This is a genomic window from Dorea sp. AF24-7LB, assembly GCF_003478575.1.
Classification (GTDB): domain Bacteria; phylum Bacillota; class Clostridia; order Lachnospirales; family Lachnospiraceae; genus Dorea_D; species Dorea_D hominis.
In genome coordinates this window covers 202,020-224,475 of sequence record NZ_QUFR01000002.1, presented here as the reverse complement: position 1 = coordinate 224,475, position 22,456 = coordinate 202,020, and the positions used below count along the sequence as shown (strand labels likewise).

Here is a 22,456-nt window from a genome sequence, read left to right as displayed (position 1 = left end):
AGAAAGCGGGGATGTTAGCAATGATAGGAACCGGAAGAATTCATGTATATTACGGAACAGGAAAAGGCAAGACAACAGCGGCAGTAGGACAGGTGATCCGGGCAGCGGGGAGCGGACTTAAGGTTCTGATGTTTCAATTCATGAAGAACAATTCTTCCAGTGAGCGTGCAATCCTGGAGCAGATTCCGAATGTAACGTGCCTTCCGGGCAGGGATAAGATCAAATTTTACAATCAGATGAATTCTGATGAACGGGCAGAATTAAAGCATTATAACACGAAAGCATTAGATGAGATAATCAAATTCTGTAGTCCGTTTGACGTATTATTTTTAGATGAGATACTGTGCGCAGTTTCTCTGAATCTTCTGAATGAAGATAAACTGATGAGTTTTCTGGAGCATAAGCCGAGAGGACTGGAGATCATTATGACCGGACATGAAGTGTCAGACCGGATCATCCGTGCTTCCGATTATGTGACGGAGATGAAAAAAGTAAAACATCCATATGACAAGGGACAGTCAGCAAGAGAAGGAATCGAATATTAATCCTTAAAAATCTATTAAAACAGGAACAATTTCTGGCCGCTTATGTTATACTCTTCGGGTGCCGCAAGAAGCTTCGAAGGACGGAAGGAGAGAGGCAATCGTGGAGAATGCAATTAAGAATTACGAAGATGTGGACAGCTGGAAGACCATTATGTTTCTTTATAATTCCGCGTTAAAGGAAGTAGGAACGAAACTGGAGATTCTAAATGACGAATTCCAGCATGTACATCAGTACAATCCGATCGAGCACATTAAGACACGTGTGAAGACACCGGAGAGTATTGTGAAGAAGTTAAAAAGATACGGGTATGAGACATCCATAGAGAATATGGTAAAATACATCAACGATATTGCAGGAGTAAGATTGATCTGTTCATTTACTTCTGATATATACAGATTGGCAGAGATGATTGGAAACCAGAGTGATTTAAAGGTATTATCGATCAAAGATTATATTAAGAATCCGAAAGCAAGCGGCTACAAGAGCTATCACATGCTTGTATCGGTTCCGATTTTCCTGTCAGACAGTGTTGTAGATACAAAGGTAGAGATCCAGATCCGGACGATCGCGATGGATTTCTGGGCAAGTCTGGAGCATAAGATTTATTACAAATTTGAGGGAAATGCGCCGGAATATATCAGCCGGGATCTCAGAGAGTGTGCAGATATGGTGTCAACACTGGATGAGAAGATGCTGTCGTTAAATGAGGCGATCCAGGCGTATGTAGAAGAACAGGAAGAATTAAAAGGACGGAAGAAAAGTGAAGTATCCTAATATTTATCCGGGCAGTTTTATAGACAGACCGAACCGGTTTATTGCTTATGTGGAATGTGCCGGTCGTACAGAGACTGTCCATGTGAAAAATACAGGACGCTGTGCGGAACTTTTGCAGCCGGAGGTACCGGTGTATATACAGAAAAGCGATAACCCTGAGCGTAAGACAGGATGGGATCTTATCGCAGTAGAGAAAGGCGACAGACTTATCAATATGGATTCCCAGGCGCCGAATAAGGTAGCGCAGGAATGGCTCTGCGCCGGTGGACTGGTGCCGGATCCGGTACTTGTAAAGCCGGAGTACACATACGAGAATTCCAGATTTGATTTCTATGTGGAGACGAAGAATCAGAAGATTCTGGTGGAAGTTAAAGGAGTTACATTGGAAGAAGACGGTGTAGTCCGGTTTCCGGATGCGCCGAGTGAACGTGCCGTAAAGCATGTACAGGAATTAAAGAAAGCAAGAAAAGCGGGGTACGAAGCGTACGTCTTGTTTGTGATACAGATGAAAGGTGTACGCTATTTTACGCCAAACAGGCAGACACATCCGGAATTTGCGGAAGCCTTACAGGAAGCCGCGGATGCAGGAGTAAAGATCCTGGCAAGAGACTGTGTAGTGACGACAGACAGCATGACGCTTGCGGATGAAGTTCCGGTTGTGCTTGGACAGCCTGAGCTTCATGAGATGGCAGAACCATTAACCGGATGGTACAGGAAATACCACCGTGACCTTCCGTGGAGACATCACCCGGATCCGTACAGAATATGGATATCAGAGATTATGCTGCAGCAGACAAGGGTAGAAGCGGTGAAGGGATATTATGATCGCTTTTTACAAGCGTTGCCGACAGTGAAGGATCTGGCAGAGGCGCCGGAAGACAAGCTACTCAAATTGTGGGAAGGTTTAGGGTATTACAACCGGGTACGCAACATGCAGAAAGCAGCAATCCAGATCATGGAAGAGTATGGCGGTGAATTTCCGGCAGATTATGAGAAAATCCTTGAACTGAAAGGGATCGGAAGCTATACGGCAGGAGCAATCAGTTCATTTGCGTTTGGAATTCCGAAACCGGCAGTAGACGGCAATGTGTTGCGTGTAGTAACAAGAGTTCTGGCAGATGATGCAGATATTATGAAGCAGAGCACGAAGAAGAGGTTGGAGAAAGCGCTCGAAGAAGTCATCCCGGCAGATGCGGCCAGTGATTTTAATCAGGGACTGATCGAGCTGGGAGCGATTGTCTGTGTGCCAAATGGCGAACCAAAATGCGGAGAATGTCCACTTAAGAATATATGCCGTGCAGAAAAAGAGGGGCTGACAGATAAGTTACCGGTGAAGAAAAAAGCAAAAGCAAGGCGGATTGAGAAAAAGACCGTTTTTCTGTTTGAAGATCTGCAGGAGATTGCTATCCGCAAAAGGCCGGCAAAAGGATTGCTTGCCGGACTCTATGAACTGCCGAATGTAGAAGGGCATCTGACAAGAAAAGAGGCAGAAAACTATTGCCGTTCTATTGGACTTATGCCGGTAAGAATTAAAAAATTACCGGATGCAAAGCACATTTTCAGCCATGTGGAGTGGCAGATGAAAGGTTATCAGATTCAGGTGGATGAGTTGGAGAAGACAAACGAGAAAGGATTTTTGTTCATACATCCGGGAGAGATCCGGGAGAAATATTCCATCCCATCTGCATTTGCAGCATATACGAAGGACATTATATGATACCAGAATACCAAGTTCGGCACGGAACAATACGCGGGTATCAGAAAAAGAAGAGGAGTGTGATTAGAAGATTACACTCCACGAAAATAAAAAAGAATCGCAATTGACAGATTGGTTTATAGAGATCAGTCAACTGCGATTCTTTTTATTTTAATATTATATTTTATCCTAGATCGGCTGCTGTGACAGCTTCGGTGCCCGCTTTGTCTGTGTTACATAGATCAGCGGATAAATCATAAAGGTAAGTGCCACTGCTGCGATCACATCCGTTACAGAGTGCTGCTTTAAGAACATGGTAGACAGAACAATCAGTCCGGCAAGTCCGTAAGAAACAAACTGGATACCGCGGTGTTTTTTCAGTGCCTGGCTGTGTCCGATGGCGATAGCAGCGCCAAGTGAATTATATACATGAATACTTGGCAGTACATTCGTCGGTGTATCGGTGCTGTAAAGCTGTTGTACCAGTCTTGTAAAAACAGTATCGTTCGCAAATGTGTGCGGACGCAGGTTTAATTCATTTGGAAATACTGTGCAGATGATCAGGAAGATCGTCATTCCAGTGAATAAAAATGCTGTAAGCTGGTAATATCCTTTCTTATCCGTAAAGAAGAAATATGCGATCGTTACAGCAATAAATAAAAACCATAACAGATACGGAACAATAAAATATTCTACAAACGGGATATAATCGTCAAGTGGTGAGTGGATCAGATAGTAATGGCTGAATCTGTGCTTCTCCAGATAACAGAACCAAGGCATGTAGATAAAGCTATATAATAAAACCCATGCATGACGATACCGCAGGATAAATTGTTTGATTTTCGTAATGGATTGCATAATTACGCCCCTTTATATAACAAGTCTTATCTAAAGATTAGCTAAGTTTCTCAACGGATTATAACATGAAAAGATAGAATCAACAACAATGTTCATCTATTCTTAATAATTTTCACCATGTTTTTCGAAAATCTGCATATCATAACAGCGTTTGCCTTCCAGCAATGCCTCAGGTGTACGAAGTGTCCAGACAGCTGTAGGTGTTCCAAAGAATTTCCGTAAGAAAGAAACAGTAAATTTAGGAAGGTTTTTCAGTTTATAAGAAATAAAATCCGGTCTGCCAAGAAAATTAAGAAGCAGGTTTTCGGCAAGAAAACGTAAAAACCAGAGTTCTTTCAGAGGATCCTTCGTAAGTCTGGAAGAAAGCTGTCCACGCAGAACTTCCGGAGCATGCCTGCGATACCAGAAAAGTCCCATCGTATTAAAAGACTGAATCATATAATTTCCATGATAACAGGAAAGGGCCTTATGAACATGCTGACAGATAGCGGTGGAACGACCGGGAATTTTCAATTCGATCAGAAGAGGTACCTGTCCGTTTACCAGTGACAGAACATCTTCAAACAGAGGAATCTGTTCTTCCGTATCCTGGAGACGGCATGTTTTCAGCTCCGGAACTGTCAAATCTTCGATCGTGCCGGATTTTTTACAGACACGGTTCAGAGTATCATCGTGGAAAACAACCAGTCTGCCATCTTTGGTGAGATGAACATCCAGCTCAATGCCATAACCGTGGGAAAGCGCCTGCCGGAACGCGGGCATAGAATTTTCTGGAATTCCATTTTCAATACTGTGATATCCACGATGAGCAAAACAGGTTCCACGATACAATTTTAAAAGTTCCTGCCGTTTGCCTGTCCGGGGGAAAAGTAAAAAGAGAACAAATAAACACAGACAAACAATAAAAATGAGTATTCCGTGATACATAAAATACATCTCCTTAACTTAAAATCAGACGAATTTTCTCAGGTTCCAGAGAACAGGTAATTTCTCGTTTTAAATATACCGGTTCTCCGTCTGTATGGACCGCAAGTGGTTTCGGGCTGGTAAAAGTTGCTTTTTTACATTGATATGTATGGATTCCTTTGAAAAATACATGCCATCCTTTAAAAGCGGTTGGCAAAAGCATAAGAATGACAGCTTTCGGGAATCCTTCTACTACAATAACATCCAGAATATCATCAGAAGGATCTGCTTTTGGACAGAAACGGAATCCACCGCCCTCTGTGCGCTGATTCATAGCCGCAGCGAAATAAACTTTGTGAAAAAGTATTTCTTCTGTATCACCGGACAGCTCCGTAAGCCGAATGTGCATATCACAGGGTGTCATGGTGAAAATCTGGGAAAGTGCAACGCCAACGTAGGATAGTTTTCCAAGATGCAGCTTATTAAGAAATCGTTTCAGCGGAGAGACGATTACCTGATGGCAGACAGCGGCATCAAATCCAAGACCGGAACTGACAGCAAAACGGCGCCGGCAATAAGGCTTGCTGTCTGTTTCATATTCTGTCACTCCGATATTTAAGTATGCAAAACGGGAAGGCTTAAGGATATGTTTAAGTGCTGTGAGTGGATCCCGGGAAAGTCCCATGCTCCTTGCAAAATCATTGCTGGACCCAATCGGAATGTATCCAAGTGTGATGCCGGACAGATCGCTGATGCCGTCAATGACTTCATTTAAAGTGCCGTCACCGCCAAGAACAATCAGTGTTTCCAAAGATGGATCGGCACACAAATGAGCGGCAAGCTTCGAGGCATGCCGCTGATATTTAGTGAAAAAGACCTGATAAGAGATCTCGTTCTCTTTCAGATATTGTTCCAGTGTGTTCCAGACAGTCTGACCGAGGCCGCTTCTAGAACCGGGATTTACAAGAAAAGTGTACATGATTTAAAATGCTCCGTTCAGATAAGTCTCCAGACTTCGCTTCATATTTCCTTCAAAATCCGCATGTCCTTCTTTCAGACACCATTCAAAAACGTTACCGATCACGATCATACGGATATCGGTTGTAAGAGCTTCCAGATCTCCGGATATCTGTAAAATTCCGGCATCCATGCATTTCTGCAGATAATTGTGGACCGTAACGATCGGATAAGGACGCTCCGTACGGATGAGCGGGTTCAGAGACTGGTTCTTTGGTGTATAGTAATTCGACATAAATTCTACGCCCAGATCCTGGCAGTAATGTACATAATTCAGATAGACGTAGATGATCGCTTCTTTAGCTTCAGCCGGAGAAGCCGGAAGATCAAGAAAATCCGGATTGATGCTCGGCTGCTCTTCTATATAATAAGAAAGAAGATCGTCTTTTGTTTTGAAATGATGATAAAAACTTCCGTTGGAAACCCCAGCTTCGTCACAGATATTTTTAATCGACAATGCTTCATATCCGTCTTTTTGTAAAATATTTTTGGCAGCGGCGAAAATCCGAGCTTTCGTTTCCATAGACTTCTGCTGCTGCTTGGACAATGGTTTTGTTTGTACTGTTTGATTCATGATGATCAAGAATCTCCTTTTTCTTTTATGATAACCTTAAGTATAACATAATAAATAGCTGTTTTCAATAAAACAGAGTGAACTCTGTATTTACTGTTCCATTGCAAGAAAGAGACATTTTCGCTATAATAAGAAAGATTGTGGAAAGCCACAGAAAGTAACATTCAGAAAGGATATAATTATGGATATCAATCAGAAGATTACAGAAGAATTAGGCGTAAAAAAGTGGCAGGTAGAAGCGGCTGTAAAATTGATCGATGAAGGTAATACAATTCCATTTATCGCCAGATACAGAAAAGAAGCAACTGGTACACTGGACGACGAACAGCTTCGTAAATTATATGAAAGACTGACCTATTTACGGAATCTAGAGGAGAAGAAAGAACAGGTACTGGCAAGTATAGAAGAACAGGGAAAATTGACAGAAGAGCTGAAAGCAAAGATCGTTGCGGCACAGACACTGGTCGTGGTAGAAGATCTCTACCGTCCGTATCGCCCGAAACGAAGAACCCGTGCGACGATTGCGAAGGAAAAGGGACTGGAGCCACTGGCAGCACTGATTACTTTACAGAAAGCAAAAGAGCCGCTGGAGAAGCTGGCAGAAGACTATGTTAATAAAGAAAAAGGTGTAGAGACAGTCAAAGATGCGCTGGACGGCGCGAAGGATATTCTCGCAGAAGCAGTGTCTGATGAAGCGGCATACAGAAGCTGGATCCGTAAGAGAACCATGCAGAAAGGAACTCTTATTTCCACTGCAAAGGACGAAAAACAGGAGTCGGTTTATGAGATGTATTACGAATTTGAAGAAGCACTCAGCAAGCTGGCGGGACACCGCATCCTTGCGCTGAACCGTGGAGAGAAAGAGAAGTTCCTGACTGTAAAAGTAGAAGCACCGCAGGATGATATCTTACGATATCTGGAAAAACAGATCATCCGCACAGATAATCCGTATACGACTCCGGTACTTCAAGAAGTAGCAGAGGACAGTTATAAACGTCTGATCGCACCGGCAATCGAGCGGGAGATCCGGAGTGAACTGACGGAAAAAGCAGAGGATGGAGCAATCGAAGTGTTCGGAAAGAACTTAGAGCAGCTTCTCATGCAGCCTCCAATCACAGGAAGAACCGTGCTTGGCTGGGATCCGGCATTCCGAACCGGATGTAAACTTGCAGTTGTAGATCCGACCGGAAAAGTTATCGGTACAACAGTCATCTATCCTACTGCACCGACAACACCGAAGAAGATCCAGGCGTCCAAAGATTTATTAAAGAAGATCATTCCGAAGTATCACGTATCACTGATCTCAGTAGGAAATGGAACTGCATCCAGAGAATCTGAGCAGTTTATCGTAGAGTTATTAAAAGAGATTCCGGAAAAAGTAGAGTATATCATTGTAAATGAAGCAGGAGCTTCTGTATATTCGGCAAGTAAACTTGCTTCAGAAGAGTTCCCGAATTTTGATGTCGGGCAGAGAAGTGCAGCGTCCATTGCAAGACGACTGCAGGATCCGCTTGCTGAGCTTGTGAAGATCGATCCGAAATCGATCGGAGTCGGACAGTATCAGCATGACATGAACCAGAAGAAATTAAGCGAAGCACTTTCCGGTGTTGTAGAAGATTGCGTAAATAAAGTCGGTGTCGATCTGAATACAGCATCCGCACCGTTGCTTTCCTATATCTCCGGTATTTCTTCTGCGATTGCCAAAAATATCGTTGTATATCGTGAAGAAAATGGCAAATTTACAAACCGGAAACAATTATTAAAAGTAGCAAAGCTGGGACCGAAAGCATTTGAACAGTGTGCAGGTTTTATGCGTATCCAGGACGGAGATAATCCGTTAGATGCTACCAGCGTGCATCCGGAGTCCTATGCGGCAGCAGAAGAACTGTTGAAGAAGCAGGGATTTTCCGTAGATGATATCAAAGGAGGAAAACTGACAGGATTATCACTTACGATCCGTGATAAAAAACGTCTGGCAGAAGAGCTTGGAATCGGTGAGATCACACTGGAAGATATTGTAAAAGAATTGGAGAAACCGGGAAGAGATCCGCGAGATGAGATGCCAAAACCGATCCTCCGCACGGATGTTCTGGAAATGAAAGACCTGACAGAAGGCATGGTATTAAAAGGAACAGTGAGAAATGTCATTGATTTTGGAGCCTTTGTTGACATCGGTGTCCATCAGGACGGACTGGTACACATTTCAGAATTAAGCGATAAGAAATTTGTAAAACATCCACTGGAAGTAGTAAGCGTTGGTGATATCGTGGATGTCAAAGTTTTAAGTGTGGATCTTAAGAAAAAGAGAATCCAGCTGACAATGAAAGGTATTCAATAAAATAATTTTACAAAAGTAATTTAATAAAAAATACAAAAAAGCGAGAGGTGTTTAGTATGCAGAAAAATTGGGGAAAAACATTGTTCACACTTGCCGGAGTATTATTGGGGAATATCATTCTGGCATTTGCAGTTGCAGCATTTATCGTACCAACAGGTATTGTCATGGGAGGCGCAACCGGTATTGCACTTACGATCACACATTATGTGCCGATGTCCCTATCGGTTGTATTATTAGGTGTAAACGTCATATTGTTCCTGTCAGGAGCTTTTATACTCGGAAAAAAATTTGCAGTTACAACGATTGTAAGTACATTTTTATATCCGCTTTGCCTGTCAGTTGTCCAGAAGATACCGGGAATTACAACGCTGACAGATAATCAGCTGCTGTCCGCAATTTATGCGGGAGTGCTTATGGGAATTGGAATTGGTATCATTGTAAGAGTTGGTGCTTCTACAGGCGGAACCGATATCATAGCACTGATCCTGAACAAAGTGGCACATATTCCACTGGCACCGCTTATGTATGTGGTTGATTTTATTGTGCTTTCTTCACAGATCCTCTTTTCTAATTCAGAACAGGTGATGTACGGTATTTTGAATCTGGTGCTGACAACGGTACTACTAAATAAGGTGATGCTGCTTGGAACTTCACAGATACAGTTGTTTATCATATCTGAGAAATACGAAGAGATCCGGGAAGATTTATTATCCAAGCTCGATCTTGGAACAACGATGATCTATATTGAAAACGGTTATCGTCATGAAAAACAGAAAGGTGTTATGTGCATCATTCCGAACCGGAAACTGTATTCCACAAAAGAAATGATCCACAGCATCGATCCGTACGCATTTATTACGATCACACAGATCAATGAAGTGCGAGGTCAGGGATTTACTTTCGAACGTATCCGTTATCAGGAACTTCCGGAAGACCGGAAGTCGGCAGGTGACAGACAGTCTTAGATTTTTGAAAGTCAGACATAATGGATGTTTGTGTGAGATAATACTTCGGAAAAGTTTCACTTGCAATTTAAGAAGTACAGCACTATAATAAAAAACAAAGAGAAAGATTCTTCGGGGTCGGGTGAAAGTCCCAACCGGCGGTATAGTCCGCGACCCGGTATGATACGTACCGGCTGAATCGGTGTAATTCCGATACCGACAGTAAAGTCTGGATGAGAGAAGAGTTATGCATAGAAAAAGCAATATTATTACCCCGGTATTTTGTTTGATACCGGGGTTTTATTGTTGCAATAGGAAATTGATTTTCTTACTATATAAAAACTTCAGCAAGATGTAATGCATAGTTCCGGAAGTTTTCTTTCTAAATATAAGTATTTTAAAGGAGACCAACATATGAGTACAAGTACAAAAACAATGGCAGCAGCACAGACAAAGAACAGGACAAAGATCCGTGTAATGGCACAGGTTGGAATGTTATCTGCAATTGCATTAGTATTAATGCTTTTCGAGATTCCGCTTCCGTTTGCACCATCTTTTTACGAGATCGATTTCAGTGAAGTTCCGGTATTAGTCGGATGTTTTGCAATGGGACCATTGGCAGGAGCAACGATTGAATTCATCAAGATCATTCTGAACTTTGCGGTAAATGGAACCATGACAGCAGGGGTAGGTGAGATTGCTAACTTCCTGATCGGATGCGCATTTGTGGTACCGGCAGGTCTGATCTACAAGAAAAAGCATAACCGCACAGGCGCTATCGTTGGTATGATTAGCGGAACATTATTTATGACAATCCTTGGATGTTTCCTTAATGCATACGTATTATTACCGGCTTATGCAAAAGCGTTCCAGATGCCGATGGATGCACTGGTTGGCATGGGAACAGCAGTGAACAGCCACATTACAAGCGTTACAACGCTTGTAATCTTTGCAATCGTGCCATTTAACCTGTTAAAAGGTGTGCTGGTATCGTTGATCGTATTTTTGATCTATAAGAAGATCAGCCCGATATTCCATATGGGAAGATAGAAGAAAATATTAGATAATGATGAAAAAAAGAAGGACAGAGCCTTGATTTTTAGGGTTCTGTCCTTGCTTGTATTATAATGCAGTTTTCAGCAAGTTGCCATCTGGTGGGAAATACAGGTTTTAATTTTTTTGAAAAAATATCCAAAAAAACTAGAACCAGGCTTCAAAAAATCTGTGAATCTCTTGAAATATTCCCGTAACCGTGTATAATAAACTTTGTTCGGTAATTTTGAACATAAAGTATAGTAATAGAAAACTCCAGAACGAAAATATATCTCGGAGGTGATAGGGTGGATATCGGAAAGAAATTGAAAGAACTGCGTTTGCAAAATGACCTGACGCTGAATGATCTGGCATCCAGAAGCGAGCTGTCAAAAGGCTTTCTGTCCCAGGTGGAGAGAAATCTGACAACGCCGAGTATCGCAACGCTGGAAGATATTCTGGAAGCGCTTGGAAGTAATCTGTCAGACTTTTTCCATGAGGAAGAAGAGCATCAGATTGTATTCGGACAGCAGGATTTTTTTGTGGATGAACAGGAAGGTTTTCAGATTGAGTGGATTGTGCCTAATGCACAAAAGAACCAGATGGAGCCTATTATTTTAACATTGGCGCCACATCAGAAAAGCCGGGAAGTGTCGGCGTTTCAGGGAGAAGAATTTGGCTATGTATTAAAAGGCAGCATAACAATTGTGCGTGGCAAGAAGAAATATAAAGTAAAGGCGAAGGAAACGTTTTATATGGATGGTTCCAGAAGCCATTATTTATATAATCATGGGAGCGGGGAAGCAAAAGTATTGTGGATCACCAACCCGCCGATGTTTTAAACAGACGAGAACGATAAAAGGCTGAGATATTATAGCTGACAGATTATAGAAGGGAGACGTGAGATGGAAGAGAATAAGATCATTGAATTCCGCAACATTGTCAAAAGTTTTGACAGCCAGGTTGTGTTAAAAGGAATCAATCTTGACATTTATGAAAATGAATTTGTAACACTGCTCGGGCCAAGTGGCTGCGGTAAGACAACACTTCTTCGGATTCTGGGAGGATTCCTGGAAGCAGACGAAGGAAGTGTGATTTTTGATGGCGAGGAGATCAGTAATAAGCCGCCGTATGAGCGGGAACTGAACACGGTGTTTCAGAAATACGCACTCTTTCCACATCTGAGTGTTTATGAAAATATTGCATTTGGGCTTAAGATAAAAAAAGTCGGAAAAGACATCATTGACCAGAAAGTCATGAAGATGTTAAAGCTTATCGGACTGGAAGGATTTGAAGACAAGAATACAACACTGCTTTCAGGAGGCCAGCAGCAGCGTGTTGCAATTGCAAGAGCGCTTGTCAATGAGCCGAAAGTGCTGCTTCTTGATGAGCCGCTTGCTGCGCTTGACCTGAAACTCAGAAAAGAGATGCAGTATGAGTTGAAACGGATCCAGCAGGAGGTCGGTATCACCTTTATTTTCGTAACACATGATCAGGAAGAGGCACTTACGATGTCGGATAAGATCGTTGTTATGAAAAATGGTGAGATCCAGCAGATCGGTTCGCCGCAGGATATTTACAATGAACCGGCAAACCGTTTCGTAGCGAACTTTATCGGTGAAAGCAACATTTTATCAGGAACGATGATAGATGATTATAAAGTCATGTTTGATGATATTGTATTTGACTGCGTGGATTATGGATTTAAGAAGAATGAAAAAGTAGACGTTGTCATCCGTCCGGAAGATATTGATATTGTAGATGTAAAAGACGGTAAGATGACCGGAGAAGTTTTGAGTGTGCTGTTCAAAGGTGTTCATTATGAAATCATGGTGGAGACAGTTCCGGGGACCAGCGTTACGGTAAATATGCGTGTCATCCGCAACCACGAAGTGACAAGTGAAGACGGAAAAGAAAAAATCAGTGCAAACAACTTCTATGTTGATGTTGACGATGTGGAAGAAATGGATGATAAAGAGATTATCGCGTTCTCCAATGCGCAGGCATGGGAAGTAGAGACAGATGATTATATATCCATTGCAAAAGTAGAATACGAACTGGAGAAAGAAGAAGGACAGTATCCGGTTACATTTACAACCGCAGATGGAACAAGCATCGAGAGAACAATCTTTGTAGTCAACCAGCCGTTCGTTAAGAATGAAAAGGCAAATGAAGCGGTTATGGCGTTCAACTTCTTCAAAACAGTAGATGAGATCAATGATTCACAGGCATTGGATACAGATCTGAAAACATGGGCAAATGCACAGGGCTGGAAGTTAAGCGATGAAGATCAAAGTGTGGACATCAGTGTAGATTATGACTTTGAACCGGAAGAAGTGACAGAAGGTGTATATCAGATCACATTTTCAACAACCGGTCGCGAATTTAAGATCCATACGACTGATTATTCGGAGGAAGGACAGGAGGTCGGCCTGACATTCTTCCCGGAAGATATTCATGTCATGTCAAAGGTGGTGTACTAGATGAAACGTTTTCAGCAGCTTGCATGGCCGTATATCGTGTGGGCAGTGATGATGCTTGTTCTTCCGATGGCACTGATCGCACTGTATTCTGTAATGAATCAAGGCAACAGCATCATTTCTTTCTCGTTCACACTGGAACATTATGCCAAATTTTTTACCGATCCGGATTTCTTATTAATCCTCTGGCGTTCCATACTGATTGCGGTGAAGACAACCGTTTTATGTCTGCTTCTCGGCTATCCGATCGCATATTATATAGCAAGAAGCACAGAAAAAGTACAGAATATATTGATTTTATGCATTACACTGCCGATGTGGATCAACATGCTTGTGCGAACATACGCATGGATCGGACTTCTGAGCAACGGTGGTATTTTTCAGAAAATACTTGGATTTTTCGGACTTGGAAATGTAGAGCTTCTCTATACAGAGGGCGCCGTACTGCTCGGTATGGTATATAACTTCCTTCCGTTTATGATCCTGCAGATCCAGACGTCCTTAAGCAAGATGGATTATTCGCTGATCGAAGCGAGTGCGGATCTCGGGGCCAGTCCCGCACAGACTTTCCGCAGAATTACTTTGCCACTTTCCATGCCGGGAGTAATTAATGGAATTACGCTCGTATTCCTTCCGGCAGTCAGCTCGTTCTTTATTCCGAAGCTGCTTGGAGGCGGTCAGTATTTCCTCATCGGAAATATGATCGAAAACCAGTTTATCACAGTCGGAGAGTGGAATTTTGGAAGTGCGGTGTCTATGATCATGGCGATTATTATGATGCTTCTGATGATGGCTGTACGGAAAGTGGAGCAGCATAATCAGGGCGGAAAGGGGGTATAAAAGATGAAACAAAAGAAACGACGGATCGGGAAGATCTTGATGGTACTTTCAGTCATCTTTTTCTACCTTCCGATATTATATATGATTATTTTTTCATTTAACGATGGAAAATCACTGACAAGCTTTACCGGATTTTCACTGCGCTGGTACCGGCATATGCTGGATTCCAGCGATATGATGGAGGCGCTCTCTACAACATTCAGTGTGGCGGTGCTGGCTACAATTATTTCCACAATTGTAGGAACAATTTCTGCAATTGGAATAAGTAAGTCAAAAAAAGTTGTGCGTGATCTGATGGATCAGGTCAATAATCTGCCGCTTATGAACCCGGAAATTGTAACAGCGATTGGCTTTATGCTGTTATTTATCACATTCCGTGTGGAAAAAGGCTATGTGACGATGCTGCTTGCGCACATTGCATTCTGTATCCCATATGTCATGCTTTCCGTGATGCCGAAGATCCGCTCACTGGATCCGAACCTGGCAGATGCGGCAATGGACCTTGGGGCGACACCGTGGCAGGCTCTGACGAAAGTTATTGTGCCACAGATCACACCGGGAATCGTGTCCGGAGCGCTGATTGCATTTACCATGTCCGTAGATGATTTTATCATTTCTTATTTCGTAACCGGACAAGGTGTAAAGAACTTAAGTATTATGGTGTATACAATGAGCAAACGTGTGAATCCGAGCATTAACGCCATTTCTACGCTTGTTGTTATGATTATTACGATCGTACTTCTGGTGATCAATATTATGCCAATGCTGGCAAGCAAAAGAAAGAAGACAGATGTAGTCAGAAGAAGGAGAATGTGGATACCGGTCACAGCCGTCTGTGCGGCGCTGGTTGCGGTCATATGTGTTGCGCAGTTCGGTGGAGCACAGAACAAACGTCCGTTTGAAGGACAGACACTCAGGATTTATAACTGGGGAGAATATGTCGGTGAACATATCATTCAGGACTTTGAAAAAGAAACCGGTGCGAAAGTTATGCTGGAGAACTTTGATTCCAATGAACAGATGTACATCAAAGTCGCAAATAAAGAAGCGTATGATATTCTCGTTCCGAGTGATTATATGATTGAGCGTCTGATTTCCGAAGGATATTTACAAAAACTGGATAAATCAAAGCTGACCTGTATGGATAAGCTGAATAAAGCGGTCAAAGGACTGCCATATGATCCGAAAAATGAATATTCGGTTCCGTATTTCTGGGGAACTGTCGGGATTGTCTATGACAAGACAAAGGTATCCGAAGAAGATTTGAAAAAAGAAGGTTATAACATTTTCCTGGATCAGAAATACAAAGGAGATATTTACCTGTATGATTCAGAGAGAGATTCTTTCATGATGGCGTTAAAGTCACTTGGATATTCGATGAATACCAGTGATCAGGGAGAGATTGATAAGGCTTACCAGTGGCTCCTGAAATGCGTGGGAACGATGAAGCCGGAGATCGTGACGGATGAGATCATCGATAATATGGCACAGGCGAGAAAAGCGCTGGGACTTATCTATTCCGGAGATGCAACTTATGTCATGGCGGAAAATCCGAAAATGGGATACTATCTTCCAGACAGCGGAACAAATCAGTGGTCCGATGCGATGGTTATTCCGAAAAATGCCAAAAACGTTGAACTTGCGCATGCATTTATCAATTATGCAAGTGATTACGACGGCGCATATGATAACTCTAGCTATGTTGGCTATACATCTGCCAACAAAAAGGTTATGGAGGATTTACACGGCAAAGGTGGCGAGTTCGAAGGAATCGACGCATATATTCCGAGAACGGATAATAAAAAAGATGAAGTCTTTGAATACAATGAGAAGACGAAGAAGATCATCAGCAATCTGTGGAGCAAAGTGAAGATTGCAGCAAGTAATAAGTAGATAGGTTTTTGGCACATCCAATATATGTAAGTATTGGCAAGGGGAAAGATTGCTGCAGGTAATAAGTGAATAGAGATTCTCGGATTAAGGAATGGACTGAGAAAAGGAATAAGAGCCTGACTTCAAAGTGATAATCCATAAAATAATGGAAATAGCTTAAGAAAGTTCAGGCTCTTATAGTATGCATTATTAATATAACCGGTCGTTAATGTGCTGAAGAATTTGAAAATTATATTTTAACACAGTTCAAACAGTTTCTGTCATATTAATCCCTCGACTGTGAAGAAAAGTCTGTAAATAAGATTCTTCTATGATAATGAAGAGCGAAAAGCTCCCGGTATCAAGGAAATTACAGATCCTCGGAAAATATCGCCGTACTCCGCTTCAGAATTCCTTTCATATATGCAATTGCAGTTCCGTAGTTTGTGATCGGTACACCGGCATCTTCTGCACATTTCAGACGATATTTCATTTCACGCTCATTCAGTGTGCATCCACCACAGTGGATAATTAATTGATACTTATCCACATCCGGTGGAAATTCTGTTCCGCTCTTGAAATCAAATTCCACATTTTCCCCCGTGTATTCACGAATCCAGTTCGGAAGCTTTACCGTCCCGATATCTTCGCACTGACGGTGGTGTGTACAACCCTCACAGATGAGGATACGGTCACCGTCTGAAAGTTTATCAAGTGCACTGGCACCGCGTACAACCGTATCCAGATTTCCTTTATATCTTGCAAATAAGATTGAAAAAGAAGTAAGCGGTATATCGGCAGGTGTCAGCTTGGAGACTTTTGCAAATGCCTGGCTGTCAGTGATGACAAGCGAAGGCCTTGTCCCGAGTTTTTTTAGGGTTTCTTCCAGTTCGGAATCCCTTGTAACAATCGCCGTAGCACCACAGTCTAAAATATCCCGGATTGTCTGCTGCTGTGGGAGAATCAGTCTGCCTTTTGGCGCGGCCTTATCGATCGGAACGACAAGCACAACAAAATCTCCGGGGTGGATCAGATCTGCTACGATCCGGTGGTCATTGTCATCGGACGGGGCAAGGGAAGCAATCTTTTCTTTCAATTCATAAATGTGATCCATATCAGAGGCACTGACAAAAAAAATCAGATCTTCCTGGATACCGTATTTTTCAGCAGTTTGTCTTCGAAGTGCTGTTATGGAAGTATTTGGTGCGGAAGTGACTCTGTAACCGTCTGTATTTTGGATTTGCGTATCACTGGTAAGCAGATCCGTCTTATTAAACACAAGCAGAAATGGAATCTCTTTCGCCTGGATTCGTTTTAAGATAGCCTCATCTTCCGGTGTCATACCAAGAGTGGCATCCATAACAAGAACAGCAATATCTGTTTTATTCAATATCTGATAAGCCTTCTGCACACGGAGCGCTCCAAGTTCGCCCTCGTCATCAAGCCCCGGTGTGTCAATCATGACAACCGGACCAAGCGGAAGAAGCTCCATCGCCTTTAAAACCGGATCAGTGGTCGTTCCCTTTACATCTGATACAATCGCCAGATCCTGCCCGGTCATGGCATTGATCACACTGGATTTCCCGGCATTCCTGCGTCCGAATATCCCGATGTGTACACGCTCAGCGGAAGGTGTATTGTTCATACTCATAAAGAAATCCTCCTTCTGTGGATAAATTGTGTGGATGAGTTGTGGATAAACAAAAGGTAAAAAAAGGGGACGGGGATTTTCTAGAAAAGCCCCGTCCCCTTTTTTAGAATCTAAAATCGCGGCGGTTATCTTCGCGGATAAGTTTTAAATTCTCCAGTACCGTCTTGCGTACCTGCTCATTCGGAACATTCAGCACTTCCTTATCGATCAGCTTGTCACCGATTGCTTTCGTTACCGGTGAAGCGTAGTCCATTAAGTACTCTTCCAGTGTCATAAGTGCATTCGGGTGGCAGCAGTTCTGGATCTGTCCACTCTTGCACAGAGACATGAAGCGGTCGCCGGTTCTTCCGGCACGGTAACAGGCAGTGCAGAAACTTGGGATATAATCCATCTGCATCAGCCACTGTACGACTTCGTCCAGCGTACGGTTGTCAACGACATCAAACTGTTCGGATTTTGCATCTTCCGGTTCCGGTTCACAATATCCACCAACGCTGGTTTTGGAACCACCACTGATCTGAGAAATACCAAGGTGAAGAACACGTTCACGGGTGTTCATTCCTTCACGTGTGGAAATGATCATGCCTGTGTACGGAACCGAGATGCGGATACATGCAACAATTTTTGCAAATGTATCATCATCGATTCCATTTGTAAATGAGCTGGAATCAATATCATCTGCATCACGCAGTCGCGGCACACTGATCGTGTGCGGACCAACGCCGAATGCAGCTTCCAGATGTTCTGCATGCATCAGAAGTCCGGCAAATTCATAGCGGTATTTATCCAGTCCGAAGAGCACACCGATACCAACATCATCTACACCGCCTTCCATGGCACGATCCATAGCTTCTGTATGATAGTTGTAATCGTGTTTCGGTCCTGTCGGGTGTAACTGCAGATAACTTTCTTTGTGATAAGTCTCCTGGAAAAGAATGTAAGTACCGATTCCGGCTTCTTTTAACAGACGGTAGTTATCGACTGTCGTTGCGGCAATATTAATATTGACACGGCGGATTGCACCGTTTTTATGCTTGATATCGTAAATCGTTTTGATGGATTCCAGATAATAATCCATTGTATTGTGCACAGGATCTTCACCCGCTTCCAGTGCCAAACGTTTGTGCCCCATATCCTGCAGTGCGATAACTTCTCTGCGGATCTCTTCTTGTGTTAACTGCTTTCTGGCAATGTGTTTGTTTTTCATATGGTACGGACAGTAAGTACAGCCGTTGATACAGTAGTTGGATAAATATAACGGTGCAAAAAGTACAATACGGTTTCCGTAAAAATCTTTTTTGATCTGTTCGGCGAGCCGGAAGATTTTCTCATTCAGCTCGTCATCCTGACAGGCTAACAGAACAGAAGCTTCTTTGTGAGATAAGCCCTTTCTTAAAGAAGCTTTTTTGATCAATGATTCGATCAGTTCTTTGTTGTTTTTGTTTTCATCTGCATAAGCAAGTGTTTCTAAGATTTCCTCGTGGTTGATAAAATCATCCGCGCATTTTGAATTTACATCATACATGATATGTTCCTCCATAAAATAAGTTGTTAAATGTTCAACGAGTCACCTCTCGAAGTGACAATATTGTAACCGATAGATTTCATGCGACGTTCCAGACAGAAACGACATTCTGCAGCTTCATCTCCGGTACAGATTTTGTTATCGTACAGTGAATAATCCTTGCGGACACTCACCGGCGACAGATTTGGCATTACGACATTGGCGCCTGCCTGGATCCCCAGTTCCCGTCCCTTCGGATGGATCGTGCCAAGCGCTGTTGTGGCAGGAAGCAGCACTTTCGGGAGCATCAGTCTCAAAAGTCCCAGCATAAAAAGTGTCAGTTCCAGCGTTCCGGCTTTTTCATCGGCAAATGGCGTATCGTGGTGTGGAATAAATGGTCCGATGCCGATCATATGTGGATTCAGCTTCTTAATAAATAGAAGATCCTCAGCCAGATGTTCCGCTGTCTGATACGGTGAACCGACCATAAAACCGGTTCCCACCTGATAACCAATGTCTTTTAAATCCCACAGACATTGCTGACGGTTCGCGGCACTTAGCGAAGCAGGATGCAACTTTGCATAATGAGCAGCATTTGCAGTCTCGTGACGGAGCAGGTAGCGGTCAGCACCTGCGTCATAATAAGCCTGATAGCTTTCACGGGATTTTTCACCGATGGAAAGCGTCAGTGCGCAGTCAGGGTATAATTCCTTGATCCGGGAAATGATGTGTACCAGCTTCTCATCTGTGTAAAATCCATCCTCACCGCCCTGCAGGACAAAGGTGCGGAAACCAAGCTCATAACCGGTCCCGCAGCAGGAGAGAATGTCCTCTTCGCTTAAACGGTACCGTTTTGCGTTAGAATTACTCTTTCGTATACCGCAGTAAAGGCAGTCGTTTTTGCAATAATTGGTAAATTCGATCAGTCCCCGGACGTATACGTCGTGATCGTAATAGTGGTGCCGTTCTTCGCGGGCAAGTGCGAAGAGATATTCGGCAAGTTCGGCATTTCGCCCCTCAATCAGCTCTACCCATTCCTCTTTCGTAAGCGCCTGTTCTTTTTTCAGTTTGTCGATCAGCATTTTCAAATGTTCCATAATTTTACACTAAAAAACCTGACGCACATGGCGTCAGGCAGAGTTAGCTTAAAAAGGGGTTACAAGACTCCTTTCTTTAAACGGCATTGAAAATGCACTTACGTTCTGAACGCCTTTTTGCGCAGGGTTACTCCTTTGCAATTAGTACGAATGTATTGTGATTATACCATGAACATAAAACTTTCACAATGAAAATATAGTCACTTTCCACAAAATCTGTTATAATACCAGTCAGCATAAGCAGGAGAAAAGAAATGTTTGGATATGTAACGGCTTACGAACCAGAGCTGAAAGTAAAAGAATTTCATAAATATAAAGGGTATTACTGCGGACTCTGTCAGCAATTGAAGAGAGATTATGGGCATCTCGGACAGCTTACGCTGACCTACGATATGACATTTTTGATCATTATACTGACTTCTTTGTATGAGAAAGAGCCGGATGTAACCAGAGGCAGATGCAAGGTTCATCCATTTAAAAAGCAATTATTTTTAAATAATGAATTTACTGAATATGCAGCAGATATGAATCTGATCCTGGCATATTATCACCTGGTTGATGACTGGGAGGACGAGCACAAAGCTTCTGCGTTGATCGGGAGCAAGGCATTAAAACGCCGTGTGCAAAAGGCAATTCAAAAATATCCAAGGCAGTGCCGGGTGATCAGAGAAGAACTGCAGAACTTAAGCATTTATGAGAAGAACGGATCGACGATGATTGATGAGCCGGCCGGATGTTTTGGCAGGCTTATGGCAGAAATCTTTATCTATAGAGAAGATCACTGGGCAGAAAAATTAAGATGCATGGGATTTTACCTTGGTAAATATATTTATATTATGGATGCTTATGACGATTTGGATAATGATTTGAAAGAAGGCAGCTATAATCCACTGAAAAATATCTGTAGGGAGCCGGATTATGAAGAACGCTGCCGGAATATGCTTTGCATGATGCTCGGTGAAGCAAGTGCGGCATTTGAACAGCTCCCGCTGCTCGTAGACATAGACATTTTACGAAATATATTATATGATGGAGTGTGGAAGCGTTACAGAAAGCTTCAGAAGCAAAAAGAAAAGAAGACAACAGAAGACCAACAAGACAGGAAAGAATAAGAGGTTAGAAAATGAACAAAAATCCATATGACGTACTCGGTGTATCACCGGAAGCCACGGATGACGAAATAAAAAAAGCATACAGAGAACTTTCAAGAAAGTACCATCCAGATGCGAATGTAGACAATCCGCTCAAGGATCTTGCAGAAGAGAAATTCAAAGAAGTGCAGGAAGCGTATGACACGATTGTAAAAGAACGTGAAAATGGTGGCGGTTATCATTACGGATATGGGAATGCCGGAAGTTATACTACAGGAAGCGGTAGCTATGGAAATAGTGGCTATGGCGGTGCGGGCGGTACGACTAGTGTAGAGCGTCAGGCAGTTTATAATTTTATCAATAATCGTCGTTATCAGGAGGCACTGAACCTGCTGAACCGTATGGAAGATCGAAATGCAGAATGGTATTATTTGAGTGCGGCAGCGAATGCGGGTATGGGAAACAATGTCCTTGCGCAGGAGCATGCAGCAAAAGCAGTAAATATGGAACCAAATAATTTACAGTATCGTCAGCTTATGAACCAGTTAAGCTATGCCGGCAGACAGTATCAGTCAAATCCGTACGGTGGCGGTTATGGCTCTGCGGGAACTTGCAGTACCGGAAATTTTTGCTGTGATCTCTGGCTTGCGGATACTATGTGTGAATGTATGGGAGGCGATCTTTGCACATGCATGTAAGAACGCGAAAACTGGCATTTGCAGGCCTGATGCTTGCAGTGACCATTGTGTGCCTGTATCTGGGCAATATCATAGAAAGCAATACGCTGTTCCTTCTTGCCGGGGCATCGTATTTTGTTGGAATTGTATATCGGGAGGCAGGAGCGAAGATGAGTTTGGCATTTTATGTGGGCGCACTCATTCTTGGCTTTTTTGTGACACCGAATAAATTTTACATCCTTACTTACGCGGCAATGGGATTGTATATTTTATTTAACGAGTGGGCATATTTCAAAATCCGCAAAAAAGAAAATATACGCAGACAGTCAGTGGCTTTCTGGATTGTCAAGTATCTGGTATTTAATGTTATGTATCTTCCGGGTATCTGGTTTTTTCAGAAATTATTATTTGCAAGAACGCTTCCGGTATGGATGTTTGCGGGTGTTGTGGCAGCAGGACAGATTACGTTTTTCCTGTATGACAGAGCTTATGAATATGTACAGGGCAGCTTGTGGAATAAGATAAGAAATCGGTGGTAATAGAGCCGGGCTTTAGCAGA

19 protein-coding genes, 1 pseudogene and 1 riboswitch are annotated in these 22,456 nt (G+C 42.7%); of the genes and pseudogenes, 13 read left to right on the top strand and 7 right to left on the bottom strand.

Going from position 1 to position 22,456, the window contains the following annotated elements:
• Positions 1–11 precede the first annotated feature (11 nt).
• From DWY31_RS03505 to mutY, 3 genes are all read left to right on the top strand, one after another.
• Positions 12–545: a cob(I)yrinic acid a,c-diamide adenosyltransferase gene (locus tag DWY31_RS03505; protein WP_226976675.1), complete on the top strand. Its 534-nt coding sequence runs from the start codon at positions 12–14 to the stop codon at positions 543–545.
• Between the two features lie 100 nt (positions 546–645).
• Positions 646–1,320, top strand: coding sequence for a GTP pyrophosphokinase (locus DWY31_RS03500; RefSeq protein ID WP_021860766.1), 675 nt, complete (start codon positions 646–648; stop codon positions 1,318–1,320).
• On the top strand, positions 1,307–3,037 hold the full coding sequence (mutY, locus tag DWY31_RS03495; protein ID WP_118519539.1) for an A/G-specific adenine glycosylase: 1,731 nt from the start codon (positions 1,307–1,309) through the stop codon (positions 3,035–3,037). Before DWY31_RS03500 ends, mutY begins: the two co-directional genes overlap by 14 nt.
• A gap of 168 nt (positions 3,038–3,205) precedes the next feature.
• Here the strand turns inward: mutY and DWY31_RS03490 are convergent, their stop codons facing one another.
• The 4 genes from DWY31_RS03490 to DWY31_RS03475 form a co-directional block, all read right to left on the bottom strand.
• Positions 3,206–3,874 (bottom strand): phosphatase PAP2 family protein, encoded by a 669-nt coding sequence (locus tag DWY31_RS03490; protein WP_021860768.1) that lies wholly within the window; start codon positions 3,872–3,874, stop codon positions 3,206–3,208.
• Positions 3,875–3,976: 102 nt separating this feature from the next.
• Positions 3,977–4,801: a glycerophosphodiester phosphodiesterase gene (locus DWY31_RS03485; protein WP_021860769.1), complete on the bottom strand. Its 825-nt coding sequence runs from the start codon at positions 4,799–4,801 to the stop codon at positions 3,977–3,979.
• 13 nt (positions 4,802–4,814) lie between these two features.
• Positions 4,815–5,759 carry a diacylglycerol/lipid kinase family protein gene (locus DWY31_RS03480; RefSeq protein WP_118519538.1) on the bottom strand — a complete coding sequence of 315 codons (945 nt, stop codon included), beginning with the start codon at positions 5,757–5,759 and terminating at the stop codon, positions 4,815–4,817.
• Positions 5,760–5,762: 3 nt separating this feature from the next.
• The gene (locus DWY31_RS03475; RefSeq protein WP_021860771.1) at positions 5,763–6,371 is read right to left on the bottom strand and encodes a TetR/AcrR family transcriptional regulator; all 609 of its coding nucleotides are present in this window, start codon (positions 6,369–6,371) and stop codon (positions 5,763–5,765) included.
• A 181-nt stretch (positions 6,372–6,552) separates the two neighbouring features.
• Between DWY31_RS03475 and DWY31_RS03470 the strand changes: the two genes are divergently transcribed.
• The 7 genes and pseudogenes from DWY31_RS03470 to DWY31_RS03440 all read left to right on the top strand — a co-directional run bounded on the left by DWY31_RS03470 (position 6,553) and on the right by DWY31_RS03440 (position 15,898).
• Positions 6,553–8,709, top strand: a complete 2,157-nt coding sequence (locus DWY31_RS03470; RefSeq protein ID WP_118519537.1) for a Tex family protein — start codon at positions 6,553–6,555, stop codon at positions 8,707–8,709.
• Positions 8,710–8,765: 56 nt separating this feature from the next.
• A complete protein-coding gene (locus tag DWY31_RS03465) occupies positions 8,766–9,674 on the top strand; it encodes a YitT family protein (protein ID WP_118519536.1) in 909 nt (302 codons plus the stop codon).
• 103 nt (positions 9,675–9,777) lie between these two features.
• Positions 9,778–9,902, top strand: a riboswitch (FMN riboswitch).
• Positions 9,903–10,067: 165 nt separating this feature from the next.
• Positions 10,068–10,703 carry an ECF transporter S component gene (locus DWY31_RS03460; protein ID WP_021860774.1) on the top strand — a complete coding sequence of 212 codons (636 nt, stop codon included), beginning with the start codon at positions 10,068–10,070 and terminating at the stop codon, positions 10,701–10,703.
• Positions 10,704–10,993: 290 nt separating this feature from the next.
• A complete protein-coding gene (locus DWY31_RS03455) occupies positions 10,994–11,527 on the top strand; it encodes a helix-turn-helix domain-containing protein (protein ID WP_021860344.1) in 534 nt (177 codons plus the stop codon).
• A 63-nt stretch (positions 11,528–11,590) separates the two neighbouring features.
• A pseudogene (locus tag DWY31_RS14310) lies at positions 11,591–12,670 on the top strand (ABC transporter ATP-binding protein); the annotation flags it as partial.
• 498 nt (positions 12,671–13,168) lie between these two features.
• Positions 13,169–14,005 carry an ABC transporter permease gene (locus DWY31_RS03445; protein WP_118287943.1) on the top strand — a complete coding sequence of 279 codons (837 nt, stop codon included), beginning with the start codon at positions 13,169–13,171 and terminating at the stop codon, positions 14,003–14,005.
• Between the two features lie 3 nt (positions 14,006–14,008).
• Positions 14,009–15,898 (top strand): extracellular solute-binding protein, encoded by a 1,890-nt coding sequence (locus tag DWY31_RS03440; protein WP_118287942.1) that lies wholly within the window; start codon positions 14,009–14,011, stop codon positions 15,896–15,898.
• Positions 15,899–16,247: 349 nt separating this feature from the next.
• Here DWY31_RS03440 and hydF read toward each other — a convergent pair whose 3' ends face one another.
• From hydF to hydE, 3 genes are all read right to left on the bottom strand, one after another.
• A complete protein-coding gene (gene hydF / locus DWY31_RS03435) occupies positions 16,248–17,528 on the bottom strand; it encodes a [FeFe] hydrogenase H-cluster maturation GTPase HydF (protein ID WP_118287941.1) in 1,281 nt (426 codons plus the stop codon).
• A 103-nt stretch (positions 17,529–17,631) separates the two neighbouring features.
• Complete coding sequence (gene hydG / locus DWY31_RS03430) at positions 17,632–19,053, bottom strand: [FeFe] hydrogenase H-cluster radical SAM maturase HydG (RefSeq protein ID WP_118287940.1); 1,422 nt, start codon at positions 19,051–19,053, stop codon at positions 17,632–17,634.
• A 26-nt stretch (positions 19,054–19,079) separates the two neighbouring features.
• A complete protein-coding gene (hydE, locus tag DWY31_RS03425) occupies positions 19,080–20,129 on the bottom strand; it encodes a [FeFe] hydrogenase H-cluster radical SAM maturase HydE (protein WP_118287939.1) in 1,050 nt (349 codons plus the stop codon).
• A gap of 254 nt (positions 20,130–20,383) precedes the next feature.
• On the opposite strand from hydE, the gene DWY31_RS03420 reads away from it, so the two are divergent.
• From DWY31_RS03420 to DWY31_RS03410, 3 genes are read left to right on the top strand one after another with little or no spacing between them, the layout of a single operon-like run.
• The gene (locus tag DWY31_RS03420) at positions 20,384–21,241 is read left to right on the top strand and encodes a DUF5685 family protein (RefSeq protein WP_118287938.1); all 858 of its coding nucleotides are present in this window, start codon (positions 20,384–20,386) and stop codon (positions 21,239–21,241) included.
• An 11-nt stretch (positions 21,242–21,252) separates the two neighbouring features.
• Positions 21,253–21,918 carry a J domain-containing protein gene (locus DWY31_RS03415; RefSeq protein ID WP_118287937.1) on the top strand — a complete coding sequence of 222 codons (666 nt, stop codon included), beginning with the start codon at positions 21,253–21,255 and terminating at the stop codon, positions 21,916–21,918.
• Positions 21,909–22,436 (top strand): hypothetical protein, encoded by a 528-nt coding sequence (locus DWY31_RS03410; RefSeq protein ID WP_118287936.1) that lies wholly within the window; start codon positions 21,909–21,911, stop codon positions 22,434–22,436. Before DWY31_RS03415 ends, DWY31_RS03410 begins: the two co-directional genes overlap by 10 nt.
• The last annotated feature ends 20 nt before the right edge of the window (positions 22,437–22,456 follow it).